The sequence below is a fragment of the Paenibacillus monticola genome (assembly GCF_009664975.1).
In the GTDB taxonomy this organism is placed as follows: Bacteria; Bacillota; Bacilli; order Paenibacillales; family Paenibacillaceae; genus Paenibacillus_AQ; species Paenibacillus_AQ monticola.
The window spans coordinates 189,924-210,582 of record NZ_WJXB01000005.1 but is presented as its reverse complement, the minus strand read 5'-3'; the positions used below and the strand labels follow the sequence as shown (position 1 = coordinate 210,582).

The following is a 20,659-nucleotide window of genomic DNA, read 5'->3' as shown; positions in this document are numbered from 1 at the left end:
GACGGCGGGTAGGATGGATGCTCAGGTTGCTTCATGGCATCAATATTGTAATGAAATAAGCTTCATAGTCAAGATTCTATTTGAGGCAAGGTTTCTTGTTGTCAGGTGCGTGCTGCCGTATTCGGCGGTGCTTTGAGGGAGGGCATGTCCATGAATGAGGGAGTTCAGGGTTATCGCGCATGGTCTATAGAGCAGAGAGAACAAAGACTGCAGCGCAGTGGCCTGGAAGTTGCCTTAACACCGGCTAGCAGGAAGAAGCTGCTGGGAATATCCGGTCTTTATAATCAACAGCGGGCGCTTAATGAGCATGAGCATATCGAGTTGGAGCATGCCAATCATACATATAAAGCAGGTTTAACTCAGCGTAGCCATAGACAGCGATATCGAATTTTAGTTTATAATCTAACCGTACTGGAGATTGTGCCACTTGGAGCAGGCCCGGCTATGATTGCTGCCTCCAGCAATCCAGTTAGCGCAAGCTTACAAAACGAAGGGAATAGCTCACTAACCTTAGCTCCTCCAATAGAGCAACGTGGAGTGACAAAGCTGCTCCAGGAGCTGGCAGTTCGGACGTTATACAGCTTAGGGCTAGACAGCGGGGAAGTACTGCTAACGGATATGGGTAGCCGCAGATATGTGGTGGAGGCAATCACTCCACTGCTAGAGCAGCCCAGCACAACGTTGCCAGAGCCTTACCGCACTGCTGCGCAGGTGCTGGCAAGGAAGCTCGCTCTGGAGCAGCCCGGCCGTCCTGGGCTGCTCATGGGCATGGACCCGGAGTTTCTACTACTCCGGGAGACCTCGGACCGCGTCGTGCGTGCGTCGCGGTTCCTGCCTATGGCTGGCGTCGCGGGCTGCGACGCCGGGCCTCCGGGAACGCGCGGCGCGTTCCCGGTCGCCGAGCTGCGCCCGGAGCCGCGCGGGGAACCGCGCGCGCTCTTGGCGCAGCTGATGTCCGCCGTCGCCGCGGCGGACCGGCTCATCACCGACCGCTCGCTCCGCTGGCGGGCGGGAGGCATGCCGCTGCGGGGCTGGGCCCTTGGCGGCCACCTGCACTTCAGCGGCGTGACGCTGAGCGGGCCGCTATTGCGTGCGCTCGACAACTATCTCGCGCTGCCGATGCTACTGCTGGAGGACGCCCGGGCCGGGGCGCGGCGTCCGCGTTACGGAGTGCTCGGCGATTTCAGGTATCAGCCGCATGGCGGCTTTGAGTACCGCACCCTGCCGAGCTTTCTGGTCTCTCCGGTCGTCGCCAAGGGTGCGGTCTATCTGGCTCACCTTATAGTGAGCCATTATGAGGAGCTTCCGCTGCGCCCGCTCGACCGGGAAGAGCTGCATGCCGCCTATTACAGCGGCGACAAACCCCCGCTACGCGCCGCATTTACTCCCCTGCTGGCACAACTGCGCGCTTTAAGCGGCTACGAGCAGGCCGCCCGTTACATCGAGCCGCTGTTTCACTATATAGCCGCAGAACGGACGTGGGATGAATCCCGTGATATCCGGGAGCTGTGGATACAGCGGGAACCACACACAATTTCACCTACACATAAATAAGGATTTGCTCATAGATAATGTTTCGATGACCAACCTAGAAATACATCATGGACCATGCACCGATATCTTGGAAGCCAAGCCGTTTATAAATGGCTCCAGCTCGCGGGTTGTCATAGAATAAACATAATGATCTTCCTTCAGCGAGGAGATCTGCACATAGCTGAACAACTACACGTGTAGCTAATCCTTGTTCTCGATAGGCCTGGTGAGTGGCTACAGCAATAACCATCGCCGACATGGAATTTTCCGCCGCTGTGGACGCGGTTGCCACCACCTCGCCTTGGCATTCTACATAATAAGTGCGACCGGTGCCACTCACTAGCGTTTGGTGTAAGCTTTTGCGCGAGCCTTCCGAGCTACTCTCAAATTCCTGGATGCCATCCGTAAGTGCACAAATCGCGTTCACTTCAGATATTGTAGCTTTTTTGATAGTGCCTGGGGCCGATAATCCGCTATATATTTCCGCATTCATTTCTTTTAACTCTGCGAAATATAAATGTTTTTCTTTGCGAAAGCTCATGATTCTGCCAAATGCCTTCACTATCTCCGACGATCCAGAGATCATTTCGACGTCCTTATCTTTCCTCAGAAGTGCGGCAAAGCCCTCTACATCAAAAGGTCCTTCTGCATAGGGCAAATAGCTTTTGTAGAAACGCAGCAGAACTGCTTTAATATGGAAATCTACAGGATCAAATTCCCCCCATAATTCCATGAATTCTTGTTCAAACCCGAAATTCTCCACATCGCCAATCAAAAATAAATTTAATGCAGGTTCTTTAATTAACAATGCCATCAATGGTTTCCTGTCAATCTCTGTTAGTTTGCGAATCATTTCACAATCTCCTTCAGTAATAATAATTCACTATGTATAATTAGAACTGCTGCTTGTTATTATTTTACATTACATGACCGTAAAAAGCACAGATATTAGGATTCATCCTAACCGACAAAGATAAATGCAGCTATAATAGCATCGACTAAGTGTTCTGACGAATGAGCAGTAACCTTCTCTCAATCAGTGGACTAAAGGTTTGCTTATCTTCACCGGATATCGTAGTGTGGCAACTTTCTGCTATAATAGAGGACAGTATTAAATAGGCGTGGAGGTTGACCATGGCAGAATATACACCGATGATAGAGCAATATTTACGGGTAAAAGAAGGGGCAAAGGACGCCTTTCTATTTTTTCGGTTGGGCGATTTCTATGAAATGTTCTTTGAGGATGCTCTGCTTGCTTCGAAGGAACTTGAAATAACATTGACAGCTCGCGCGGGTGGAGGCGATGAGCGTATTCCGATGTGTGGCGTGCCTTACCATGCTGCAGAGGGCTATATTCAACGATTGATTGAAAAAGGCTACAAGGTTGCTATCTGTGAGCAGCTTGATGATCCGACGACAACCAAGGGCATGGTACGGCGGGATATCGTGCGTGTCGTAACTCCGGGAACGGTCATGGATGGCAAGATCATTAGTGACAAGAGTAACAATTACCTGGTCTGTGTCACAGAGAACGACGGGATGATGGCTCTAGCGGCTTGTGACTTAACTACAGGTGAGCTGTATGTAACCTCCGTACTCTCGGGAGCAGAATGGCTGCGGGATGAGATTGGCATTTATGAGCCTGCTGAGATTATTGGCGATCCTGCTCTTTTGGAGCTTTTGCGTAGGGATACACCACTTCTGGCGAAACCTGTAGTATACACTCCCTGGGAGAAACGTGATGAGGAAATGGCGCGCCGGCAGTTTGGTGAAGCGGCCTGGGTACGACTGGAGAAAGAACGGGGCCACAATCTAGCCTTGCTGATCTCCTATTTAAGCGAGACCCAGCGGCGTTCACTTGGACAGCTGAGCCAGATATCTCCTTATGAGCCTGGCAATTATATGATTCTTGATCCGTTCACACGGCGGAATCTGGAGCTTACGGAAACAGTGCGGGAACGGTCCAAGAAGGGTTCCCTGCTCTGGTTGCTGGACCATACCGAAACGTCGATGGGCGCGCGGCTGTTGCGGCGCAGAATTGATAAGCCACTGCTGCAGCGGGCACCGATTGAACGACGGCTAGAAGCGGTGGATTTCTTGTACAACCAGTTTATCGTCCGTGAGGACTTGCGTCTTGCACTCAAAGAAATTTATGATCTGGAGCGGCTGGTCGGACGTATCGCCTTTGGCAGCGCCAATGGCCGGGATCTGAATGCCCTGAAGCTGTCACTGCTGCAGATCCCGACGCTGAAGGAAATGTGCCTGTCTTCCGGTTCAGCAACGCTGCGGGAGATCGGGGCAGCGATGGACGAATGCGCTGAACTGCGAGAGGATATTGACCGCGCTATCGTTGAGGATGCGCCAGTATCCGTCCGTGACGGCGGGATGATCCGTTCGGGTTATCATGCTCGACTGGATGAACTCCGGGAAGCGAGCACAAACGGCAAGCGCTGGATTGCCGAACTCGAAGCGAAGGAACGCCTGGCGACAGGCATTAAGTCACTGAAGATCGGTTACAACAAAATTTTTGGCTATTATATAGAAATTACTCGTTCAAACCTGGCTTCATTGCCGGAAGGTCGGTATGAACGCAAACAGACGCTGGCAAATGCAGAGCGTTATGTTACCCCGGAGCTGAAAGAGAAGGAAGCACTTATTCTGGAAGCACAGGACAAGATGACTGATCTGGAGTATAGCCTGTTTACAGAACTGCGTGAACGAATTAGCGGCGAGATTCCGCGTCTACAGAGCCTTGCGGAGAAGGTAGCAGAGATAGATGTATACCAATGTCTTGCAGCGGTCAGTGCGGAGCACCGCTTTGTGAAGCCGAAGCTGACAGACAGCTATGATATGCATATTGAAGGTGGACGGCATCCCGTAGTCGAGGCTGTACTGAAGGATTCTGCTTTTATTGCCAATGGGAGTCATCTCAGTAAGGCTGAAGGAAACATTCTGCTGATTACCGGTCCTAATATGGCGGGCAAAAGCACCTATATGCGTCAGGTTGCTCTTATTTGTATTTTGGCGCAGATCGGCTGCTTTGTGCCTGCGGCAAGTGCAGAGGTGTCGCTGATTGACCGTATCTTTACGCGTATCGGGGCGGCTGATGATCTAATTGGCGGGCAGAGCACGTTCATGGTGGAAATGGCTGACATTCAGGTTATGACGGAGAAAGCAACCGCCCGCAGTCTGATCATTATTGATGAGTTGGGACGGGGTACTTCTACTAGCGAGGGGATGGCAATCGCTCAAGCGGTAATTGAATACGTGCACGATACCATTGCCTGCAAAGCACTTGTCTCGACTCATTTTCATGAGCTGGCCCATTTGGAGCAGAGCCTGCAGGGCTTGCGCAATTATTCTATGGCCGTCCAAGAAAGTGGCGACAAAGTAAACTTCCTGCGCAAGCTTGTGCCAGGAGCTGCAGACAGCAGCTATGGTATATATTGCGCTCGATTAGCCGGACTGCCCGAAGGGATTATCGACCGTGCCTATGGGTTGCTTCAGAACATCGAGCTAGCGGCTGCACCCGGTGCAGTGAGCCTTAATTATGGTGTGGGTTATGAAGGACAAGCAGGAGCGAAAGAGAATAAATCTGCTTATGCTGAAGCCGCGGTAACACTGGCTCCTTCGGAGCAAGTTGTGGAACGTGAAGTGGTGCAGCTGTCTATTTTCGGTGAGGAAGAGCCGCGCAAGAGCCGCAAAGGCGGTGCCGGTGTTATTGCTGCAGTTGGAGTGAAAGAAAATCCAGTGCTCAAAGAATTAATCGCAGCCGTTCAGAGTGTGGATCTGATGAACATGACCCCTCTGCAGGCGATGGGCCTGTTGAACGATTTGAAGATGAAAGCCAAAGATCTTTAAGAAGTAAATTGCCTAAGATTGAGGTGAAAGAAATTGGCCAAAATTCATATATTGGATGAGCATATTGCCAACCAGATTGCTGCCGGGGAAGTTGTAGAACGACCTGCTTCGGTCGTGAAGGAACTGGTGGAGAATGCCATTGATGCAGGCAGTACCCGAATTGAAGTGACTGTTGAGGAAGGTGGCCTGCAGAGCATCCGGGTCAAGGACAATGGTTCAGGCATTGAGCCTGAGGATTGCGAGACTGCTTTTTACCGCCATGCGACAAGTAAAATAGCGAACGGGCGCGATCTGTTCCTCATAACGAGCCTCGGCTTCCGCGGCGAGGCACTGCCCAGTATCGCTGCGGTATCCAAGGTATCTTTGCTTACCGCAACCGCTGATGACGGCAAGGGCCGCCTTATTGATATTGAAGGTGGCAAACTGATCCGTAATGAGGATTCACCATCCGGTGTAGGCAGTGATCTTGCCGTACGGGAATTGTTTTTTAATACGCCGGCAAGGTTGAAATATATGAAGAGTATTCAAACCGAGCTTGGGCATATCTCGGATGCGATGTACCGGATGGCGTTGGCTCATCCAACGATCTCGTTTACGCTGCATCATAACGGCAACCAACTGCTGCACACGCTGGGCAATGGAGATCAACTGCAAGTGATTGCCGCCGTATACGGCACCTCTGCGGCGAAGGCGATGCTGCCGATAGCAGCAGAGGATCTCGATTACCGGATCTCCGGCTTTATCAGCCGCCCGGAATGGACGCGTTCTAATCGGAATGGGATTACTACCATTGTGGGTGGTCGATATATCCGCAACAATGGTCTGAACGCAGCAATTCTACGCGCCTACCATACACTCCTACCGATCAACCGCTACCCGCTGCTGGTGCTGCAGCTTGATATGCATCCTTCTCTTGTGGATGTTAATGTACATCCAGCCAAGTTGGAGGTTCGCTTCAGCAAGGAGATTGAGCTGTATAAATTTGTGGAGGATGAGATCCGCAAGGTGCTGCTGGGTCAAAGTCTGATCCTCCGTCCGGGTAAAGAAATGATCGGACAGAAGGGGAGCAGTTCTTTTATTCAAGAACAGTTTGCTTTCTCCAAGGGGAATATTCCCCAGGCTCCAACAGGCGAAGTTCCAAATCAAGAATCGCAGGTATCAGGAGATTTGCCGAGTGGAGGCCGTCTAGATTCGACATTCGAGCAGTTCAGTAACAATAAAGCAGCACCTGATATGAATAGCGCTGGGAATCCAGCAAGTAATCGCTACACTGGTGGAAATAGCCAATCAGCGGAACAGGCAGGACTCCATCAAACGCGTGAGTCGGCAGCATCCTATGGCAGCAGTACCCAACAGTCTCCTTCACGAGGCCCTCAGAGTGTCATGGGCAATAGCTACCGTCCGATGGCAGCATCATTACCGCGTGGGCAGATGCCTGCAGCAGAAGAGCTGTGGGCGCCCGCAAACAGCGAAGCCTCCAGTCTTCCGGAATTTCCGGAGCTGAATTATATCGGCCAGCATCACGGCACGTATATTATTGCCCAGAATGACGGAGGATTGTACCTGATCGATCAGCATGCAGCACATGAACGGATTAATTATGAATACTATTATGAGAAATTTGGCCGTCCAGAAGAGGCTTCGCAGGAACTGCTCCTGCCGATAACCTTGGAGTTCACACCTTCCGAGAGCCGGCAGCTTAGTGAACGGCTGCATTGGTTCCAGCAGGCTGGTGTGTATCTGGAGCATTTTGGAGGCCAGACATTTCTGGTCCGATCTTTGCCGTATTGGTTCCCGGAAGGGGACGAGAAGGCTGTGATCGAAGAGATGGCTGAGTGGGTGCTGAGTGAAAGGTTTATAGATCTGGCGAAGCTGCGCGAGAAATCATCCATCCTCTGCTCCTGCAAAGCCTCCATTAAGGCTAATCAGAAACTCACTGAGTTGGAAGTGGATTCACTGCTGTCGCGTTTGGCGGCCTGTCGCCAGCCGTATACCTGCCCACATGGACGGCCGATCGTGGTCTCTTTTTCATCCTATGATTTAGAGAAGCTGTTCAAGCGTGTAATGTAATTGCAGTGCTGCTACTTAAAGAAGAGAGCAAGACAGGAGGCATCATGATTATAACAACGGGTACTAACCCGATACCGGAAATTGTACAGCGGGCACAGAGTCTTGCGGAACGTACGGGCTGTGTTTATGCTCCTCGTGGTACTCTTTCCTTACCCAAGCTTGTCGAACGTAGCAAGGACGAAGAGGTTCTGGTTGTACTGCAGGAAGCAGTCCGTCTCTTGCGGCCAGGAATGGCAACGATGGAGTTCCATCCCAGTATGGGGTTTGTCCGCGCTAAACGGATACTGAAGGGCGAGGTTGACCCCATGCTTACCGCTGCCGGGATGCTTCCCGGGGACAGTGTACTTGATTGTACTGCAGGTCTGGGTACGGATTCTTTGCTGTTTGCGGTCTATGGCAGCGAGAGCTCTATAGTAACCGCTCTTGAGAGTTCACTCCCGTTATACGGACTGCTGCTGGAGGGGATGAGTCATTATATCTCTGGACAAGAGAAAGTGAATGCAGCTCTGCGTCGTATTCATGTGGTGCATAGTGATCATTTGGACTATTTGCGGGCACAGCCGGATCGCAGCGTTGATATCATTTACTTTGATCCCATGTTCCGCGTGCCGCTGACCGATTCGGCGGCGATTTCTCCGCTACGCCAGTTCGCAAACGGAGACGCATTGTCGATGGTGAGTGTTGCTGAGGCGGTGAGAGTAGCCCGCAAAACCGTTCTTTTGAAGGAAAAAGCTTTAAGTGGTGAATTTGCACGGCTGGGCTTCACCGAGCTGCTCCGTAGTAATTCTAAAACATCGTACGGGGTGATACAAATTGACCAGTGAAACTAGACGCAAGGTGCTGGTGCTTCTGGGGCCAACTGCTGTCGGCAAAACAAGACTGAGTTTGGAGCTTGCTGCTGCATACGGCGCAGAGATCATTTCCGGCGATTCCATGCAGGTCTATCGGGGGATGGATATTGGTACGGCGAAAATATCACCGGCAGAGATGCAGGGGATTCCACACCATCTGATCGATATTCATGATCCGCAGGATGCCTACTCCGCAGCTGAATTTCAGGAGCAGGGTGGTCATCTGATTGAAGAGATTAGCGACAAGGGCAAACTTCCCTTTATTGTGGGGGGGACAGGGTTGTATATTGAGTCCTTGTGCTACGGATTTCGCTTCTCTGAAGCTGTGGCAGATGAAGCCTTCCGCAAGGAGATGGATGACTTTGCGGAAAGGGAGGGAGCGCTTGCACTGCATGCCCGGCTTGAGCTTGTGGACCCGGTCAGCGCAGCCAGATTACATCCGAATGACCGCCGGAGAATTATTCGTGCCCTGGAGATTCATCTCCAGACGGACACCACTCTTTCAGCTTCTCATGCGGCCCAAAATAAGGAATCACCCTATGATTTATGCCTCATAGGTTTGACAATGGACCGGAAAATACTATATAAACGTATTGAAGACCGAATTGACAGCATGCTGGCGGAGGGACTTGTCGCCGAGGTGAAAGGGCTGCTCGAACATGGCTACGGCAGAAGCCTTGTATCTATGCAGGGACTGGGCTACAAGGAGATTGCCTCCTATCTCGAAGGCGAAATGACGCTTGCTGAGGCTGTGACACTGCTGAAGCGCGATACTCGCCGATTCGCCAAGAGACAGTTGTCATGGTTTCGCCACATGAACGAAATTCAGTGGATTGACGTCGAAGGCGAACAAAACTTTTCTGAGAATTTTGCAAAAATACGTGCTATAATAGCAGGAAAGTTTCTCTCAGGTCTTGAATATACATCTGAACAATCTAATTGAACCATTGGGGGTACGTCATATGAACAAGTCCATTAACATCCAAGATACGTTCTTGAACCAACTGCGTAAAGAGAATATCCCTGCTACAGTATATTTGACCAACGGTTTTCAGATCCGAGGGATTATTAAAGCTTTCGACAATTTTACCATTGTCATTGACAGTGACGGTCGGCAGCAAATGGTGTACAAGCACGCAATCTCGACCTTTACACCGCAGCGTAGTGTTTCACTTATGCAGGATAGCGGAAGCGAAGAGTAATATTTTACAAGCTTGAAGTGAAACCTTTTTGTTTATAAATCGTTTAAATAGGGTAGATGAGAGAGCAACCTGAGAAGGTTGTTCTTTTCATTCGTGGATGACCATTTATAAATGGTTCCGAAAGGGAGTCAGGAGGCAACATGTCCAGAGAAGATATAACAAGACCGAACCGCAATAGAGATAGAGGATCGAATCCATCGAAACCTAAAAAGAAAAAGAAGTTTTTGACTAAGAAACGTGTGCTATGGAGTCTATTCTTTGCAACGGCGTTGGCGATTTTTTGTGCGCTTGGGGGTTATCTCTTCATTATGCTTAGCGGAGAGAAGCTGCTTGAGGAGAATCAGGATAAATTAACAATAAATCCAACAACGAAGGTATACGATCGCAATGCGAATCTTATCGGTGAATTATCACTCGAGAAGAGCGATCCTGTGGAATATGAGAATCTCCCTCCGCTGCTGGTCAGTGCCTTTATCGCTACAGAGGATAAACGCTTTCTTGAGCACAGTGGAGTCGACTTTTGGTCGATCGGACGCGCAGCAGTCAAGGATATTGCGGCACGAAGCATGGTTGAAGGCGGCAGTACCATTACGCAGCAGCTGGCCAAAAATATTTTCCTGACGCGGGATAAAACTTTTTTTCGCAAAGCGACGGAAGTTTCAATCGCAGTAGCTTTGGAGAATAACAATACTAAAGAGCAGATCATTACGATGTATCTGAACCGGATTAACTTCGGGGGGACCATTTACGGAATCAAAGCAGCATCCATCCGTTATTTTGGTAAAAGTGATTTGAATAAGCTCGAGATATGGGAGATTGCCACGCTGGCTGCGATGCCAAAAGGGCCTTCACGCTATAACCCACTCCGCAATCCGGAGCTTTCCAAGGAACGCCGTGCGGTGGTACTTCAGCTCATGAACGAGCAGGGTTTCATTACTGAACAGGAGATGAATGAGGCTAAGGCCGTAGATTACAATTATAAACCGCCGGAAAGCAAGCAGCGCTATCAGGCATTTATTGATTATGCAGTTGACGAGGCAGAAGACAAGTTTGGTCTGTCCGAAGACGATCTGAATATCGGCGGATACAAAATTTATACCACGATGGATAAGCATGCCCAGGAGACTGTTGAGGATGCTTTTGCCGATAGTGACAACTTTGAGAAGAGTGTGGACGATGAGCCGGTACAAGGTTCTATGACCATCATTAATCAGGAGAATGGCAGTATTGTGGCATTATTGGGCGGACGGAACTATGAGAAAAAAGGCTACAGCCGCGTTAACGGCAGCCGGCGTTCTCCTGGATCGGCCTTCAAGCCACTCGTTGCTTATGCACCTGCGCTGGAGTCCGGCAAGTTTACACCAGATTCTAGTCTTAGCAATGAGAAACAATGTTTCGGTAAATACTGTCCAAACAACCTGCATGGATATTCTTCGACCATCAGTATGAGTGATGCCTTGCAGAAGTCGGAAAATATTCCGGCTGTATGGCTTCTGAATGAGATCGGTGTGGATACCGGTTTTGAATTCGCCAAGAAGATGGGCATTGGTCTGGCAGATGAGGATAAGAATCTCTCTCTGGCACTCGGAGGTATGAGCAAAGGAACGAACACGCTGGAAATGGCTCAAGCCTACAGTGCCTTTGCGAATGGCGGAGAGTTACGAGATGCTTATACTATCAAATCTATCACGGATAGTACGGGTGAGACGGTTTATAAAGCTGATACGACACCAGAACGTGTCATGAGCGAAGTAACGGCTTACCAAATGACGCAAATGATGCAGAAGGTCGTGGAAGACGGTACCGGTAAAAAAGCGAAAATTAACCGTCCTGTTGCCGGTAAAACCGGTACGACCCAAAGTGGATATACGGGTATCAGCTCGAACCGCGATGTCTGGTTCGTGGGGTATACACCGGAATGGACCGCTGCTGTGTGGATGGGCTATGACAAGCCTAGTAAGCAGCACTTGCTCAAGAACAGCAGCCCTCTTGCGGCTGCATTCTGGGGTAAGGTCATGGAGGAGGCACTCCGAGATATTCCGGCGAAATCTTTCCCACATCCGGATAATGTCGATGCCTCTGAACCTACCGCAACCCCTGAGACTGCTCAGGCGGTTAGTGGACTGACAGCAGAGTATGATCCAACGATAATGACTGTTAACCTTAACTGGCAGGCTGTCCCTACTGCAGGCGTGGAATACCGAGTTTATCGCCGTGAGACGTCTGAGGCAGACTTTAGCCCATTGTTAAATACGGTATCTACAAATGCAGGGGATATTAGCGCCATGCCAGGTTTGACGTATGAGTATTATGTGAAGGTATATTATCCTGAATTGGATATAGAAAGCGAACCTTCCAACACCGCTTCTTTATCTGTGCAGGATGAACTGCCGACGCAAGAGCCAGAAGCCACACTTGATCCAAACCTGCCAACGGCAACACCTGAGAATGGTGGTAACAACGGTGGCCCAGGTAATGGAAATGGAGGTAATAACGGAAATGGCAATAACGGAAATGGCAATAACGGAAATGGCGGTAATCATGGAGGCGGAAATGGTGGAGAAGGAACACCACCAGATGCTACGCCACCTCCTGTACTAGAGACGCCTATCCCTACCCCACCCCCTGCGGCAACGTCAGACCCAGGGAATCCCGGTGCCGATAATGGTGCTATTGCCAATCCTGATCCGACAACGGGGATAGTTGACAATGGGGTCACTGCACCATAATACTCAACAGCTGTTTTAAAGATGAATTACACTGCCCTGGCAGACCTTGTGCTCTGGTTACATAGGAGTATAGGCTCTGCCGGGGCTTATTTATGAGTGATAGGAATTAAAAGTTGTATAATACAGGGATATTTTGAGTGTATCCGCTAAATGTGGTAAGCTGAAGACACCATACTGGAGAGGGTTATATCTATGAAACGTAAATTCGGAGACCGGGCCAACTGGCGCCGGATTACGCGCCGCCATTTTGCCTGCCGTTATGTGGAGAGCCGGGAATTCAACGGTTACATCACGCTGTACACCATCTACGGATTGAAAGAACCACTGTGGAAGAGCTATGGCAGGCATACATACCGCATTGCGGACAAAGGGTATTCGTGGCTGCAATATTTCCCTAAAGACAGTCACTATATTGTGACGGCTATGTTCGATGAAAGGCAGAATATCATTCAATGGTATATAGATACCTGCAAAGTTCAGGGTGTCACCGATCAGGGAGTTCCGTGGTTTGATGATTTATATCTGGATGTTGTAGTACTGTGGAATGGAGAGGTTTTTTTACTTGATGAGGATGAGCTCGAGGAAGCGTTGGAACGGGAAGATATTTCGGATAGCGATTACAATTTGGCCTGGAATACAGCTAACGCTATTCTTCACAGCATCGACGCTCACGCCTTTCCTTATTTCTCCCTCTCTTTGAAGCATCGTGCGGAATTGTTTCATCATGGAGAATTCAGGAGGAAATAAAATGGATTGGTATGTCTACGAAAGAGGCTCATCCCCGATTCGGAGGGTGAACCGAAAACGCCGGTTTTGGTCTAGACGCTTTTGGTTGATTGTTTTAGCAGCTCTTGTGATTTTGGGGTTGCTTTGGGGTGCTTTTGCCCTATGGAATATTAATCGTGCAGCTACAACCGACCCAATGAATCAAGCGGATGCAGGCATTATTCTAGGGATGTCTATGTGGGGAGATGAACCCAGTCCCGGGTTACAGGAACGTCTGGATTACGGGCTTAAGCTTTATCAGGCAGGTAAATTCTCGCATATTATTGTAACTGGTGGTTTGGATCAAGCTGATCTCAAATACACCGAGGCTCAAGGAATGCGTAATTATTTAGTTAAGCAAGGAGTACCGGACAGCGCCATTTATATGGAGAATAAGGCTACCAGCACTTACGAGAATCTTTCATTTAGCAAAGAGATTATGAATCGTGAAGGTTTATCTACGGCGATTATCATTACCCATACTTACCATGGTCGACGGGCTCAGGAAATTGCGGACGAGCTTGACTACAATAAGCCTCAACTTGGACTAACGGATTCTCAGGTTCTGTCTATGCTCCGCCATAAGACACGCGAGGTGTTGGCCTACACTAAATGGAAGCTCCAACAGTTATTCTTGTGATTTGTCCGAGAAAATCCCGAATCTGCTAATAAGACTTCATATGCTGGAATAGACTTGATTAGAGAAGTCAGCCCTGGATAATGAGGTGAACCCGATGAACGGACGCGTAGCGGCGGCAAGCGGGCGGGAGGAAGGCAGACCGTCACGACAAATCAATGTAGTATTGCGGAATCAGGAGCCTCCGGCTATTACCCATATAGTTGGAGATAGTCAGGTGGGACCTCCCAAGACGCCAGGCCACAGTAGCTTGTTTCAAGAATTAAGCCAAGAACTTGATGCCTTGGTAGGTTTGGATAATATCAAGGAACTGGTATTTGAAATATATGCGCTACTGCAGGTTGCCCAGATGCGCAGCGAAGCTGGGCTAGCGAGTGGTGGTCAAGCGTATCATATGGTGTTTAAGGGCAATCCAGGTACCGGAAAAACGACTGTGGCGCGAATTATCGCCAAGTTGTTTCAACGCATGGGTGTATTAAGTAAAGGTCATCTCATTGAGGTAGAAAGAGCAGATCTAGTAGGTGAATATATTGGACACACCGCACAAAAGACAAGGGATCTAGTTAAGAAGGCGCTGGGAGGCATCCTTTTTATCGACGAAGCTTATAGTCTGGCCCGCGGTGGTGATAAAGACTTTGGCAAAGAAGCAATTGATACACTTGTAAAGTCCATGGAGGATCATCGGAGTCAATTTGTGCTGATTCTGGCGGGCTACTCTGGTGAAATTGATTATTTTCTGATGAGTAATCCTGGCCTGCCCTCGCGCTTTCCGATTCAGGTCGAATTTCCTGACTATACACTTGACCAGCTGCTGCAGATTGCGGAATTGATGGCCAAGGAGCGCGATTATATTTTGATGCCACAGGCGATACTCAAGTTAAAGCAGCATTTGCTGCTGGAGAGAACCGAAGGCGTGCACGCTTTCAGCAATGCTCGATATGTACGCAACGCCATTGAGAAGGCCGTACGCGCTCAAGCTGTGCGCCTGTTGAACCAGTATGAGAGCATTAGCCCTGGGAAACAGGAGCTGATGAGCTTGCGAACAGAAGACTTTAAGCTGTAGATAATGTAATATGGACAATATTAAGTCATAAGGAGCACGGCATTCATGGCAATAACCACGCATGACACGGAAACAGAATTTCAAGACAGGGCTATACTGGTCAGTCTTGTCACAGATAAGATCAAACGTACTGGAATCGATCCAGAGCTTTCTCTGCAGGAATTAGTTCAGTTGGCGGAGACTGCAGGAGTTGAAGTGCTGGATGTGTTACGCCAGAATAAAGCAACCCCTGATTCGAAATGGTTTATTGGTAAAGGTAAGGTTGAAGAGCTTAGGATGATCGCTGATGGACTAGGAGCTACAACAGCTATATTTGATCAAGAGCTTTCAGGCGCTCAGGTGCGAAATTTGGAAGAAGCTTTGGATTTGAAAATCATCGACCGGACGCAGCTAATTCTAGATATATTCGCTGGGCGCGCGAAAACACGCGAGGGTATCATCCAAGTGGAACTGGCCCAAATGTCGTATCTGCTGCCCCGCTTGTCTGGCCAAGGTAAGAATTTATCCAGACTAGGTGGCGGTGTGGGCACAAGAGGTCCAGGGGAAACCAAGCTTGAGACAGACCGTCGCCACATCCGCGATCAGATTGTCGAGCTGAAACGGCTACTGGATGAAGTTGTGAAGACACGTGAGCTGCATCGTGAACGCCGTCGTAAAAGCGGGGCGGTACAGGTTGCTTTGGTTGGCTATACCAATGCCGGTAAATCAACACTTCTGAAACAACTTACGAATGCGGATGTATATATTGAGAACCAGTTATTCGCTACACTAGATCCTACTTCGCGTGTATTGCAGCTGCCCGGCGGCAAGGAAGTCGTATTAACGGATACCGTTGGGTTTATTCAGAATCTGCCCCATGATCTGGTAGCCTCCTTCCGGGCGACGCTGGAAGAAGTGAATGAAGCGGATCTGGTGCTGCACGTAGTGGATTCTTCTTCACCGATGCGCCAGGAGCAGATGGATGTAGTGCAGTCCATTCTGCAGGATCTTGGTGCAGCAAGTAAACCGCAGATTGTCCTGTTTAACAAAATTGATTTGTGTCAACCAGAACAACTGGAAATGTTGCCGACAGGTACGGGCTATCTGAAGATCAGTGCTTATAATCCTGAAGATCTGACCCGGCTTACAGGGATCATCTCAGATGAACTGGCCGGTGAAACGTTGGTTTTCCGTATTCCCGGAGATCGTGGAGATTTGTCCGCATTATTGTATAGAGTGGGTGAGATCTTAGAACAAAATTTTGACGAGAATGATGTTCTCTACAGCGTCCGCTTGAATAAAGAGGATTATGAAAAATGGGGTTATAAGTTAGTCGATTTTGTGGAACCGAACTAACAAAGCAGCTCACAACAAATAGTAAACTAATTATTGAACCACATTATAGCGTTAACTCACACAGGAAAGCGTCAGGAAACTGACGCTTTCCTGTCATTATGATGGCATGTGAATGTAAGGAGAGAATAGGGGAAATGGTAGTATTTGCAGAGGATATCTTACAGGCAGCAGAGCAAGCGGAAATCGAAATAGAGAGTGCGGTAAAGCTGCTGGACCGCGTGGTAGACAAGAACCAGTGGAAGGTAATAGAAGCGTTTCAACGGCATCAGGTCAGTGATTTCCACTTTGCTGGCTCTACGGGTTATGCATATAATGACCGGGGGCGGGAAGTGCTGGATCTCGTCTATGCGGACGTATTCGGTGCAGAGGCGGCATTAGTACGTCCTCATTTTGCTTCTGGAACACACACCATTTCAACAGCGCTCTTTGGCGTGCTTCGACCAGGGGACGAACTGCTCTACATCACCGGACGTCCCTATGATACGCTGCACAAGGTTGTAGGCAAGTCAGGTGACGGAACGGGGTCACTAGCTGATTTTGGCATTACCTACCGCGAGGTGGCCCTTACAGACGATGGGAAAGTGGACTGGGCTGAAGTGGCTCTATCTATTCATGCAAAGACTAAGGTGATCGGCATTCAGCGGTCGCGTGGTTATGATTGGCGGTCTTCCTTTACTATTGCTGAAATCGGTGAGATGACGTCTCAGGTAAAAGCACTAAAATCCGATGTTATAGTGTTTGTGGACAACTGTTATGGCGAGTTTACCGAAGAGCTGGAGCCACCGCAGGTGGGTGCTGATCTTGTCGCCGGATCATTAATCAAGAATCCAGGCGGAGGTATTGCTGAGACAGGTGGCTATATATGTGGTCGCCGCGATCTTGTCGAACTCTCAGCCTACCGCTTGACAGCTCCGGGTATCGGAGCAGAAGTAGGAGCGATGCTGGGAACAACCCGGGGGATTTACCAAGGGCTGTTCATGGCACCTCATACGGTTGGACAAGCCGTTAAGGGGAGTATTTTTGCTGCGGCTGTATTTGAACGATGTGGATTCACGACAAAACCCGCCTGGTACGAACCCCGCACGGATCTGATTCAGGCTGTAGCCTTTGACGGTCCGGAGCACCTGATAGCCTTTGTACAGGGAATTCAGCGTGCTGCAGCTGTAGACAGTCATGTGGTTCCAGAGCCGTGGGACATGCCTGGATATGAGCATCCTGTTATTATGGCGGCCGGTACCTTCATCCAGGGCGGGAGCTTGGAGTTATCTGCAGATGCGCCTATTCGTGCTCCATATATCGGATATATGCAAGGCGGTTTAACGTATTCCCATGTCAAATACGGAGTCCTAATGGCGCTACAAAGTATGCGAGATCAAAATTTGCTGAAATTGCAGAGTTGATTATTAGCAGGATAATGGATTGTCATCAACAAAAAAAGCCACTTCGTTGTTTGAAGTGGCTATCTTTTATTATAAAGGAACTACTCTTAGGTAAATAGTGATTATTGACGTAAAGTCTTTAATGCCCCACTCCAAGCGAGCACTTGATCCAGCATGGCATTCACATTAGCAACATGTAATTCAGCGGGTTTAAAAACAGTTCCGTTTTCAAAGTCTGTGAACAATGACAATAGTGGGTGTACACGAACGTCGGCTATTTGTAATTCTCCCAGAATACCGCGTAAATGTTCTGCTGCACGAGCTCCGCCAGCTGAACCATAGCTTACGATACCTGCAGCTTTATTGATCCATGCATCACGTGCATAATCCAGTGCATTTTTCAGAGATGCTGAAATACTATGGTTATATTCTTGAACAATGAATACGAATCCATCCAGGCCGGCGAGTTTTGAATTCCAAGCAGTGGCTTGCTCTGTAGCATCAACTTCTCCTAAAAGCGGAAGTTTGAAGTCTGCGATATCTACGATTTCATAATTTGCATCTCCACGCTGATCCGCAATCCCTTTTACCCATTCGCCTACTTGTGGACTCACGCGGCCTTGTCGTGTGCTTCCCAATATAATTCCGATGTTTAATTTACTCATTTCAGTCTCCTTCTTCGAAATTTAATAGCCCAACATATGTAAGGGCCTCTACGGTAAATTATAGCACTTAACCTTTTTAAAACATAACTATGGGCCATTATGAAATGTGCATTGTACTACGAACGTTTATTCGTATATAATAAAGTGACGGACGTTCGAAAGGGGTGAGTGGTTATGACCGCAGACTTGAACTTGAAATATTACGATCTTCCCAACTACGATGAGTTTGCATTGCAGGAACTTGGAGAATCACTAGAAGCAGCAGCGAGTAGCAAAAGGCCAACTACATTGATGGTTTTTAAGATAGGGGAGGTAACTGGAGTTATTGAAAAGATGGATGCCACAACCCGAAAGATTCACCTGCAAACGGAAGAACAAGGATTGTTTAAAATTCCCTTCTTAGAAATATGGAGTGTAGAAGATCCAGCATCTTAATGCTTGGATCTTTTTTTGGCTACACACCATTCGCCCACTTAGTAGATGGGTATTTTTGCTTGTCGATCGTTCAATGTGATATACTGCGGAAAAGTCCAGTCCTATATAGCTCACACTCACTTCACCTGGATTCCTGTAGATTACAATTGATGTTGTGAGAATATCTTACACACCATTGACACGCCAGAACAGGAAATGTACAATGAGATGAGAAAAAGATCATTGGAAGGTTGGATGAGTCATGGGTGATGAAATCCGCAGAAATATGGCATTATTCCCTATAGGAATCGTAATGAAGCTAACCGATTTATCTGCGCGACAAATTCGTTATTATGAGCAGCACGGCCTGATCGTACCAGCGCGTACTTCAGGCAACCAGCGTTTGTTCTCGTTTAATGATGTAGAACGATTGTTGGAGATTAAAGCTTTGATTGAGAAGGGCGTCAATATTGCTGGCATCAAGCAAGTGATGAATCCTGTCTCTAAGGAATCTGATGAAGCTACAGTTATAACCCCTGACACAGAGGTTAGACGTAGAGAATTGTCCGACTCCCAGCTCCATCGTCTGTTGAAGCAAGAACTGGTTTCCGGTAAAAGACCGGGACAAGTTTCTCTGATTCAAGGTGAGCTATCCCGGTTTTTTAATAAATAAGATAAAGAAGCTTGAAAGGGAGAGGGTAAAGTGAGCTTTTCTAAAGAGGATATAGTGCGCATTGCCAAGGAAGAAAATGTCCGTTTTATTCGTCTGCAATTTACCGACCTGCTCGGTACAATCAAGAATGTAGAAATTCCAGTAAGTCAGTTAGAGAAAGCACTTGATAACAAAATGATGTTCGATGGCTCTTCCATCGAAGGTTATGTACGTATCGAGGAATCTGACATGTACCTGTATCCTGACCTTAGTACTTGGGTAATCTTCCCGTGGGTGACCGATAATCGTGTGGCACGTATGATTTGTGATGTGTACATGCCTGATGGTACTCCTTTTGCTGGAGATCCACGAGGTATTCTCAAACGTTGCTTAAATGAAGCCAAAGAAATGGGTTTCACTGCTATGAACGTAGGACCTGAACCTGAATTCTTCTTATTCAGAACGGATGAAAAAGGTAATCCTACCACGGAATTAAATGATCAGGGTGGATATTTTGATTTGGCGCCGATGGATCTTGGGGAGAACTGCCGCCGCGAAATCGTATTGACACTTGAAGAAATGGGCTTTGAAGTTGAAGCCTCTCATCACGAGGTAGCTTATGGCCAGCATGAGATCGACTTCAAATATGCTGACGCAATCAAAGCTGCTGACCAAATTCAAACCTTTAAGCTTGTCGTGAAGACGGTTGCCCGCCAGCACGGCTTGCATGCAACATTTATGCCTAAACCTTTATTTGGAATGAACGGATCAGGCATGCACGCTCACCAATCCTTGTTCAAGGGCGAAGAGAATATGTTCTATGATGAAAGCGATTCTCTTGGTTTGAGTAAAACTGCACGGTACTACATGGCTGGCATATTGAAGCATGCACGTGCTTTTGCTGCCATTACGAACCCGACAGTGAACTCTTACAAACGTCTTGTTCCTGGTTATGAAGCGCCTTGTTATGTAGCTTGGTCCGCGAGCAATCGTAGTCCAATGATTCGTATTCCAGCTTCAAGAGGGCTTAGCACACGCGTTGAGGTCCGCAATCCAGACCCGGCAGCTAACCCGTATCTCGCACTTGCTGTAATGTTGAAGGCAGGGCTCGATGGCATTAAGCGCAAACTTGATCTTCCAGCTCCAATTGACCGTAACATCTACATCATGTCTGAGGAAGAACGTATTGAAGAAGGTATTCCAAGCTTGCCAGGAGATTTGAAAGAAGCGTTGAGCGAAATGATTCGCAGTCATGTGATTACAGAAGCACTCGGCGAACATGCGCTTGCACATTTTTATGAACTGAAAGAAATCGAATGGGATATCTACCGCACCCAAGTCCATGAATGGGAAAGAGCGCAGTACATGACTCTTTACTAGAAGATTAAAGACTAAACCCTAGATGCTGAATGCAGCGTCTAGGGTTTTTGTGTGTGGAAGATATAGCTGAATTCACTAAAGAGAGGCAATTACATTCCATAATACCCAAACGTACCTGAGTGA

17 protein-coding genes are annotated in these 20,659 nt (G+C 48.4%); 15 read left to right on the top strand and 2 right to left on the bottom strand.

The window, feature by feature from the left end; genetic code table 11:
- Nucleotides 1-639 precede the first annotated feature (639 nt).
- Nucleotides 640-1,554, top strand: a complete 915-nt coding sequence (locus GJB61_RS31225) for a putative amidoligase domain-containing protein (protein WP_338115881.1) — start codon at nucleotides 640-642, stop codon at nucleotides 1,552-1,554.
- Nucleotides 1,555-1,588: 34 nt separating this feature from the next.
- Here GJB61_RS31225 and GJB61_RS16490 read toward each other — a convergent pair whose 3' ends face one another.
- Nucleotides 1,589-2,386 (bottom strand): GNAT family N-acetyltransferase, encoded by a 798-nt coding sequence (locus GJB61_RS16490; RefSeq protein WP_154119837.1) that lies wholly within the window; start codon nucleotides 2,384-2,386, stop codon nucleotides 1,589-1,591.
- Between the two features lie 281 nt (nucleotides 2,387-2,667).
- Between GJB61_RS16490 and mutS the strand changes: the two genes are divergently transcribed.
- The 11 genes from mutS (at nucleotide 2,668) to GJB61_RS16435 (ending at nucleotide 17,446) form a co-directional block, all read left to right on the top strand.
- The gene (mutS, locus tag GJB61_RS16485; RefSeq protein WP_154119835.1) at nucleotides 2,668-5,394 is read left to right on the top strand and encodes a DNA mismatch repair protein MutS; all 2,727 of its coding nucleotides are present in this window, start codon (nucleotides 2,668-2,670) and stop codon (nucleotides 5,392-5,394) included.
- A gap of 33 nt (nucleotides 5,395-5,427) precedes the next feature.
- Complete coding sequence (mutL, locus tag GJB61_RS16480) at nucleotides 5,428-7,464, top strand: DNA mismatch repair endonuclease MutL (protein WP_154119834.1); 2,037 nt, start codon at nucleotides 5,428-5,430, stop codon at nucleotides 7,462-7,464.
- Between the two features lie 44 nt (nucleotides 7,465-7,508).
- Nucleotides 7,509-8,288, top strand: a complete 780-nt coding sequence (locus GJB61_RS16475; RefSeq protein WP_154119833.1) for a class I SAM-dependent methyltransferase — start codon at nucleotides 7,509-7,511, stop codon at nucleotides 8,286-8,288.
- Entirely contained in the window at nucleotides 8,278-9,258 is a 981-nt protein-coding gene (gene miaA, locus GJB61_RS16470; RefSeq protein WP_154119832.1) for a tRNA (adenosine(37)-N6)-dimethylallyltransferase MiaA, read from the top strand. Before GJB61_RS16475 ends, miaA begins: the two co-directional genes overlap by 11 nt.
- Before the next feature lie 19 nt (nucleotides 9,259-9,277).
- Nucleotides 9,278-9,517 carry an RNA chaperone Hfq gene (gene hfq / locus GJB61_RS16465; protein ID WP_019910673.1) on the top strand — a complete coding sequence of 80 codons (240 nt, stop codon included), beginning with the start codon at nucleotides 9,278-9,280 and terminating at the stop codon, nucleotides 9,515-9,517.
- Nucleotides 9,518-9,657: 140 nt separating this feature from the next.
- A complete protein-coding gene (locus GJB61_RS16460) occupies nucleotides 9,658-12,246 on the top strand; it encodes a transglycosylase domain-containing protein (RefSeq protein WP_154119830.1) in 2,589 nt (862 codons plus the stop codon).
- 192 nt (nucleotides 12,247-12,438) lie between these two features.
- On the top strand, nucleotides 12,439-12,993 hold the full coding sequence (locus GJB61_RS16455) for a ribonuclease FAU-1 family protein (RefSeq protein WP_154119828.1): 555 nt from the start codon (nucleotides 12,439-12,441) through the stop codon (nucleotides 12,991-12,993).
- A 1-nt stretch (nucleotide 12,994) separates the two neighbouring features.
- Nucleotides 12,995-13,651, top strand: coding sequence for a YdcF family protein (locus GJB61_RS16450; RefSeq protein ID WP_154119826.1), 657 nt, complete (start codon nucleotides 12,995-12,997; stop codon nucleotides 13,649-13,651).
- 94 nt (nucleotides 13,652-13,745) lie between these two features.
- Nucleotides 13,746-14,711: an AAA family ATPase gene (locus GJB61_RS16445; protein WP_154119824.1), complete on the top strand. Its 966-nt coding sequence runs from the start codon at nucleotides 13,746-13,748 to the stop codon at nucleotides 14,709-14,711.
- A gap of 45 nt (nucleotides 14,712-14,756) precedes the next feature.
- Complete coding sequence (gene hflX, locus GJB61_RS16440; protein WP_154119822.1) at nucleotides 14,757-16,046, top strand: GTPase HflX; 1,290 nt, start codon at nucleotides 14,757-14,759, stop codon at nucleotides 16,044-16,046.
- Between the two features lie 134 nt (nucleotides 16,047-16,180).
- Nucleotides 16,181-17,446: a methionine gamma-lyase family protein gene (locus tag GJB61_RS16435; RefSeq protein WP_154119820.1), complete on the top strand. Its 1,266-nt coding sequence runs from the start codon at nucleotides 16,181-16,183 to the stop codon at nucleotides 17,444-17,446.
- Between the two features lie 101 nt (nucleotides 17,447-17,547).
- Here GJB61_RS16435 and GJB61_RS16430 read toward each other — a convergent pair whose 3' ends face one another.
- Nucleotides 17,548-18,090 (bottom strand): NADPH-dependent FMN reductase, encoded by a 543-nt coding sequence (locus GJB61_RS16430; RefSeq protein ID WP_154119818.1) that lies wholly within the window; start codon nucleotides 18,088-18,090, stop codon nucleotides 17,548-17,550.
- 174 nt (nucleotides 18,091-18,264) lie between these two features.
- Between GJB61_RS16430 and GJB61_RS16425 the strand changes: the two genes are divergently transcribed.
- The 3 genes from GJB61_RS16425 to glnA all read left to right on the top strand — a co-directional run bounded on the left by GJB61_RS16425 (nucleotide 18,265) and on the right by glnA (nucleotide 20,536).
- Nucleotides 18,265-18,525, top strand: a complete 261-nt coding sequence (locus GJB61_RS16425) for a YolD-like family protein (RefSeq protein ID WP_154119815.1) — start codon at nucleotides 18,265-18,267, stop codon at nucleotides 18,523-18,525.
- Between the two features lie 241 nt (nucleotides 18,526-18,766).
- Nucleotides 18,767-19,177 carry a MerR family transcriptional regulator gene (locus GJB61_RS16420; protein WP_154119813.1) on the top strand — a complete coding sequence of 137 codons (411 nt, stop codon included), beginning with the start codon at nucleotides 18,767-18,769 and terminating at the stop codon, nucleotides 19,175-19,177.
- Between the two features lie 30 nt (nucleotides 19,178-19,207).
- The gene (gene glnA / locus GJB61_RS16415) at nucleotides 19,208-20,536 is read left to right on the top strand and encodes a type I glutamate--ammonia ligase (RefSeq protein WP_338115880.1); all 1,329 of its coding nucleotides are present in this window, start codon (nucleotides 19,208-19,210) and stop codon (nucleotides 20,534-20,536) included.
- Nucleotides 20,537-20,659: the final 123 nt, after the last annotated feature.

Excerpts from the sequence above, each read along its gene's own strand:
- GJB61_RS16425 (WP_154119815.1), top strand. The coding sequence starts at position 18,265 with ATGACCGCAGACTTGAACTTGAAATATTACGATCTTCCCAACTACGAT.
- GJB61_RS16435 (WP_154119820.1), top strand. The coding sequence starts at position 16,181 with ATGGTAGTATTTGCAGAGGATATCTTACAGGCAGCAGAGCAAGCGGAA.
- GJB61_RS16430 (WP_154119818.1), bottom strand. The coding sequence starts at position 18,090 with ATGAGTAAATTAAACATCGGAATTATATTGGGAAGCACACGACAAGGC.
- hfq (WP_019910673.1), top strand. The coding sequence starts at position 9,278 with ATGAACAAGTCCATTAACATCCAAGATACGTTCTTGAACCAACTGCGT.
- GJB61_RS16490 (WP_154119837.1), bottom strand. The coding sequence starts at position 2,386 with ATGATTCGCAAACTAACAGAGATTGACAGGAAACCATTGATGGCATTG.
- GJB61_RS16445 (WP_154119824.1), top strand. The coding sequence starts at position 13,746 with ATGAACGGACGCGTAGCGGCGGCAAGCGGGCGGGAGGAAGGCAGACCG.
- GJB61_RS16455 (WP_154119828.1), top strand. The coding sequence starts at position 12,439 with ATGAAACGTAAATTCGGAGACCGGGCCAACTGGCGCCGGATTACGCGC.
- GJB61_RS16475 (WP_154119833.1), top strand. The coding sequence starts at position 7,509 with ATGATTATAACAACGGGTACTAACCCGATACCGGAAATTGTACAGCGG.
- GJB61_RS16450 (WP_154119826.1), top strand. The coding sequence starts at position 12,995 with ATGGATTGGTATGTCTACGAAAGAGGCTCATCCCCGATTCGGAGGGTG.
- GJB61_RS16420 (WP_154119813.1), top strand. The coding sequence starts at position 18,767 with ATGGGTGATGAAATCCGCAGAAATATGGCATTATTCCCTATAGGAATC.
- mutS (WP_154119835.1), top strand. The coding sequence starts at position 2,668 with ATGGCAGAATATACACCGATGATAGAGCAATATTTACGGGTAAAAGAA.
- hflX (WP_154119822.1), top strand. The coding sequence starts at position 14,757 with ATGGCAATAACCACGCATGACACGGAAACAGAATTTCAAGACAGGGCT.
- GJB61_RS16460 (WP_154119830.1), top strand. The coding sequence starts at position 9,658 with ATGTCCAGAGAAGATATAACAAGACCGAACCGCAATAGAGATAGAGGA.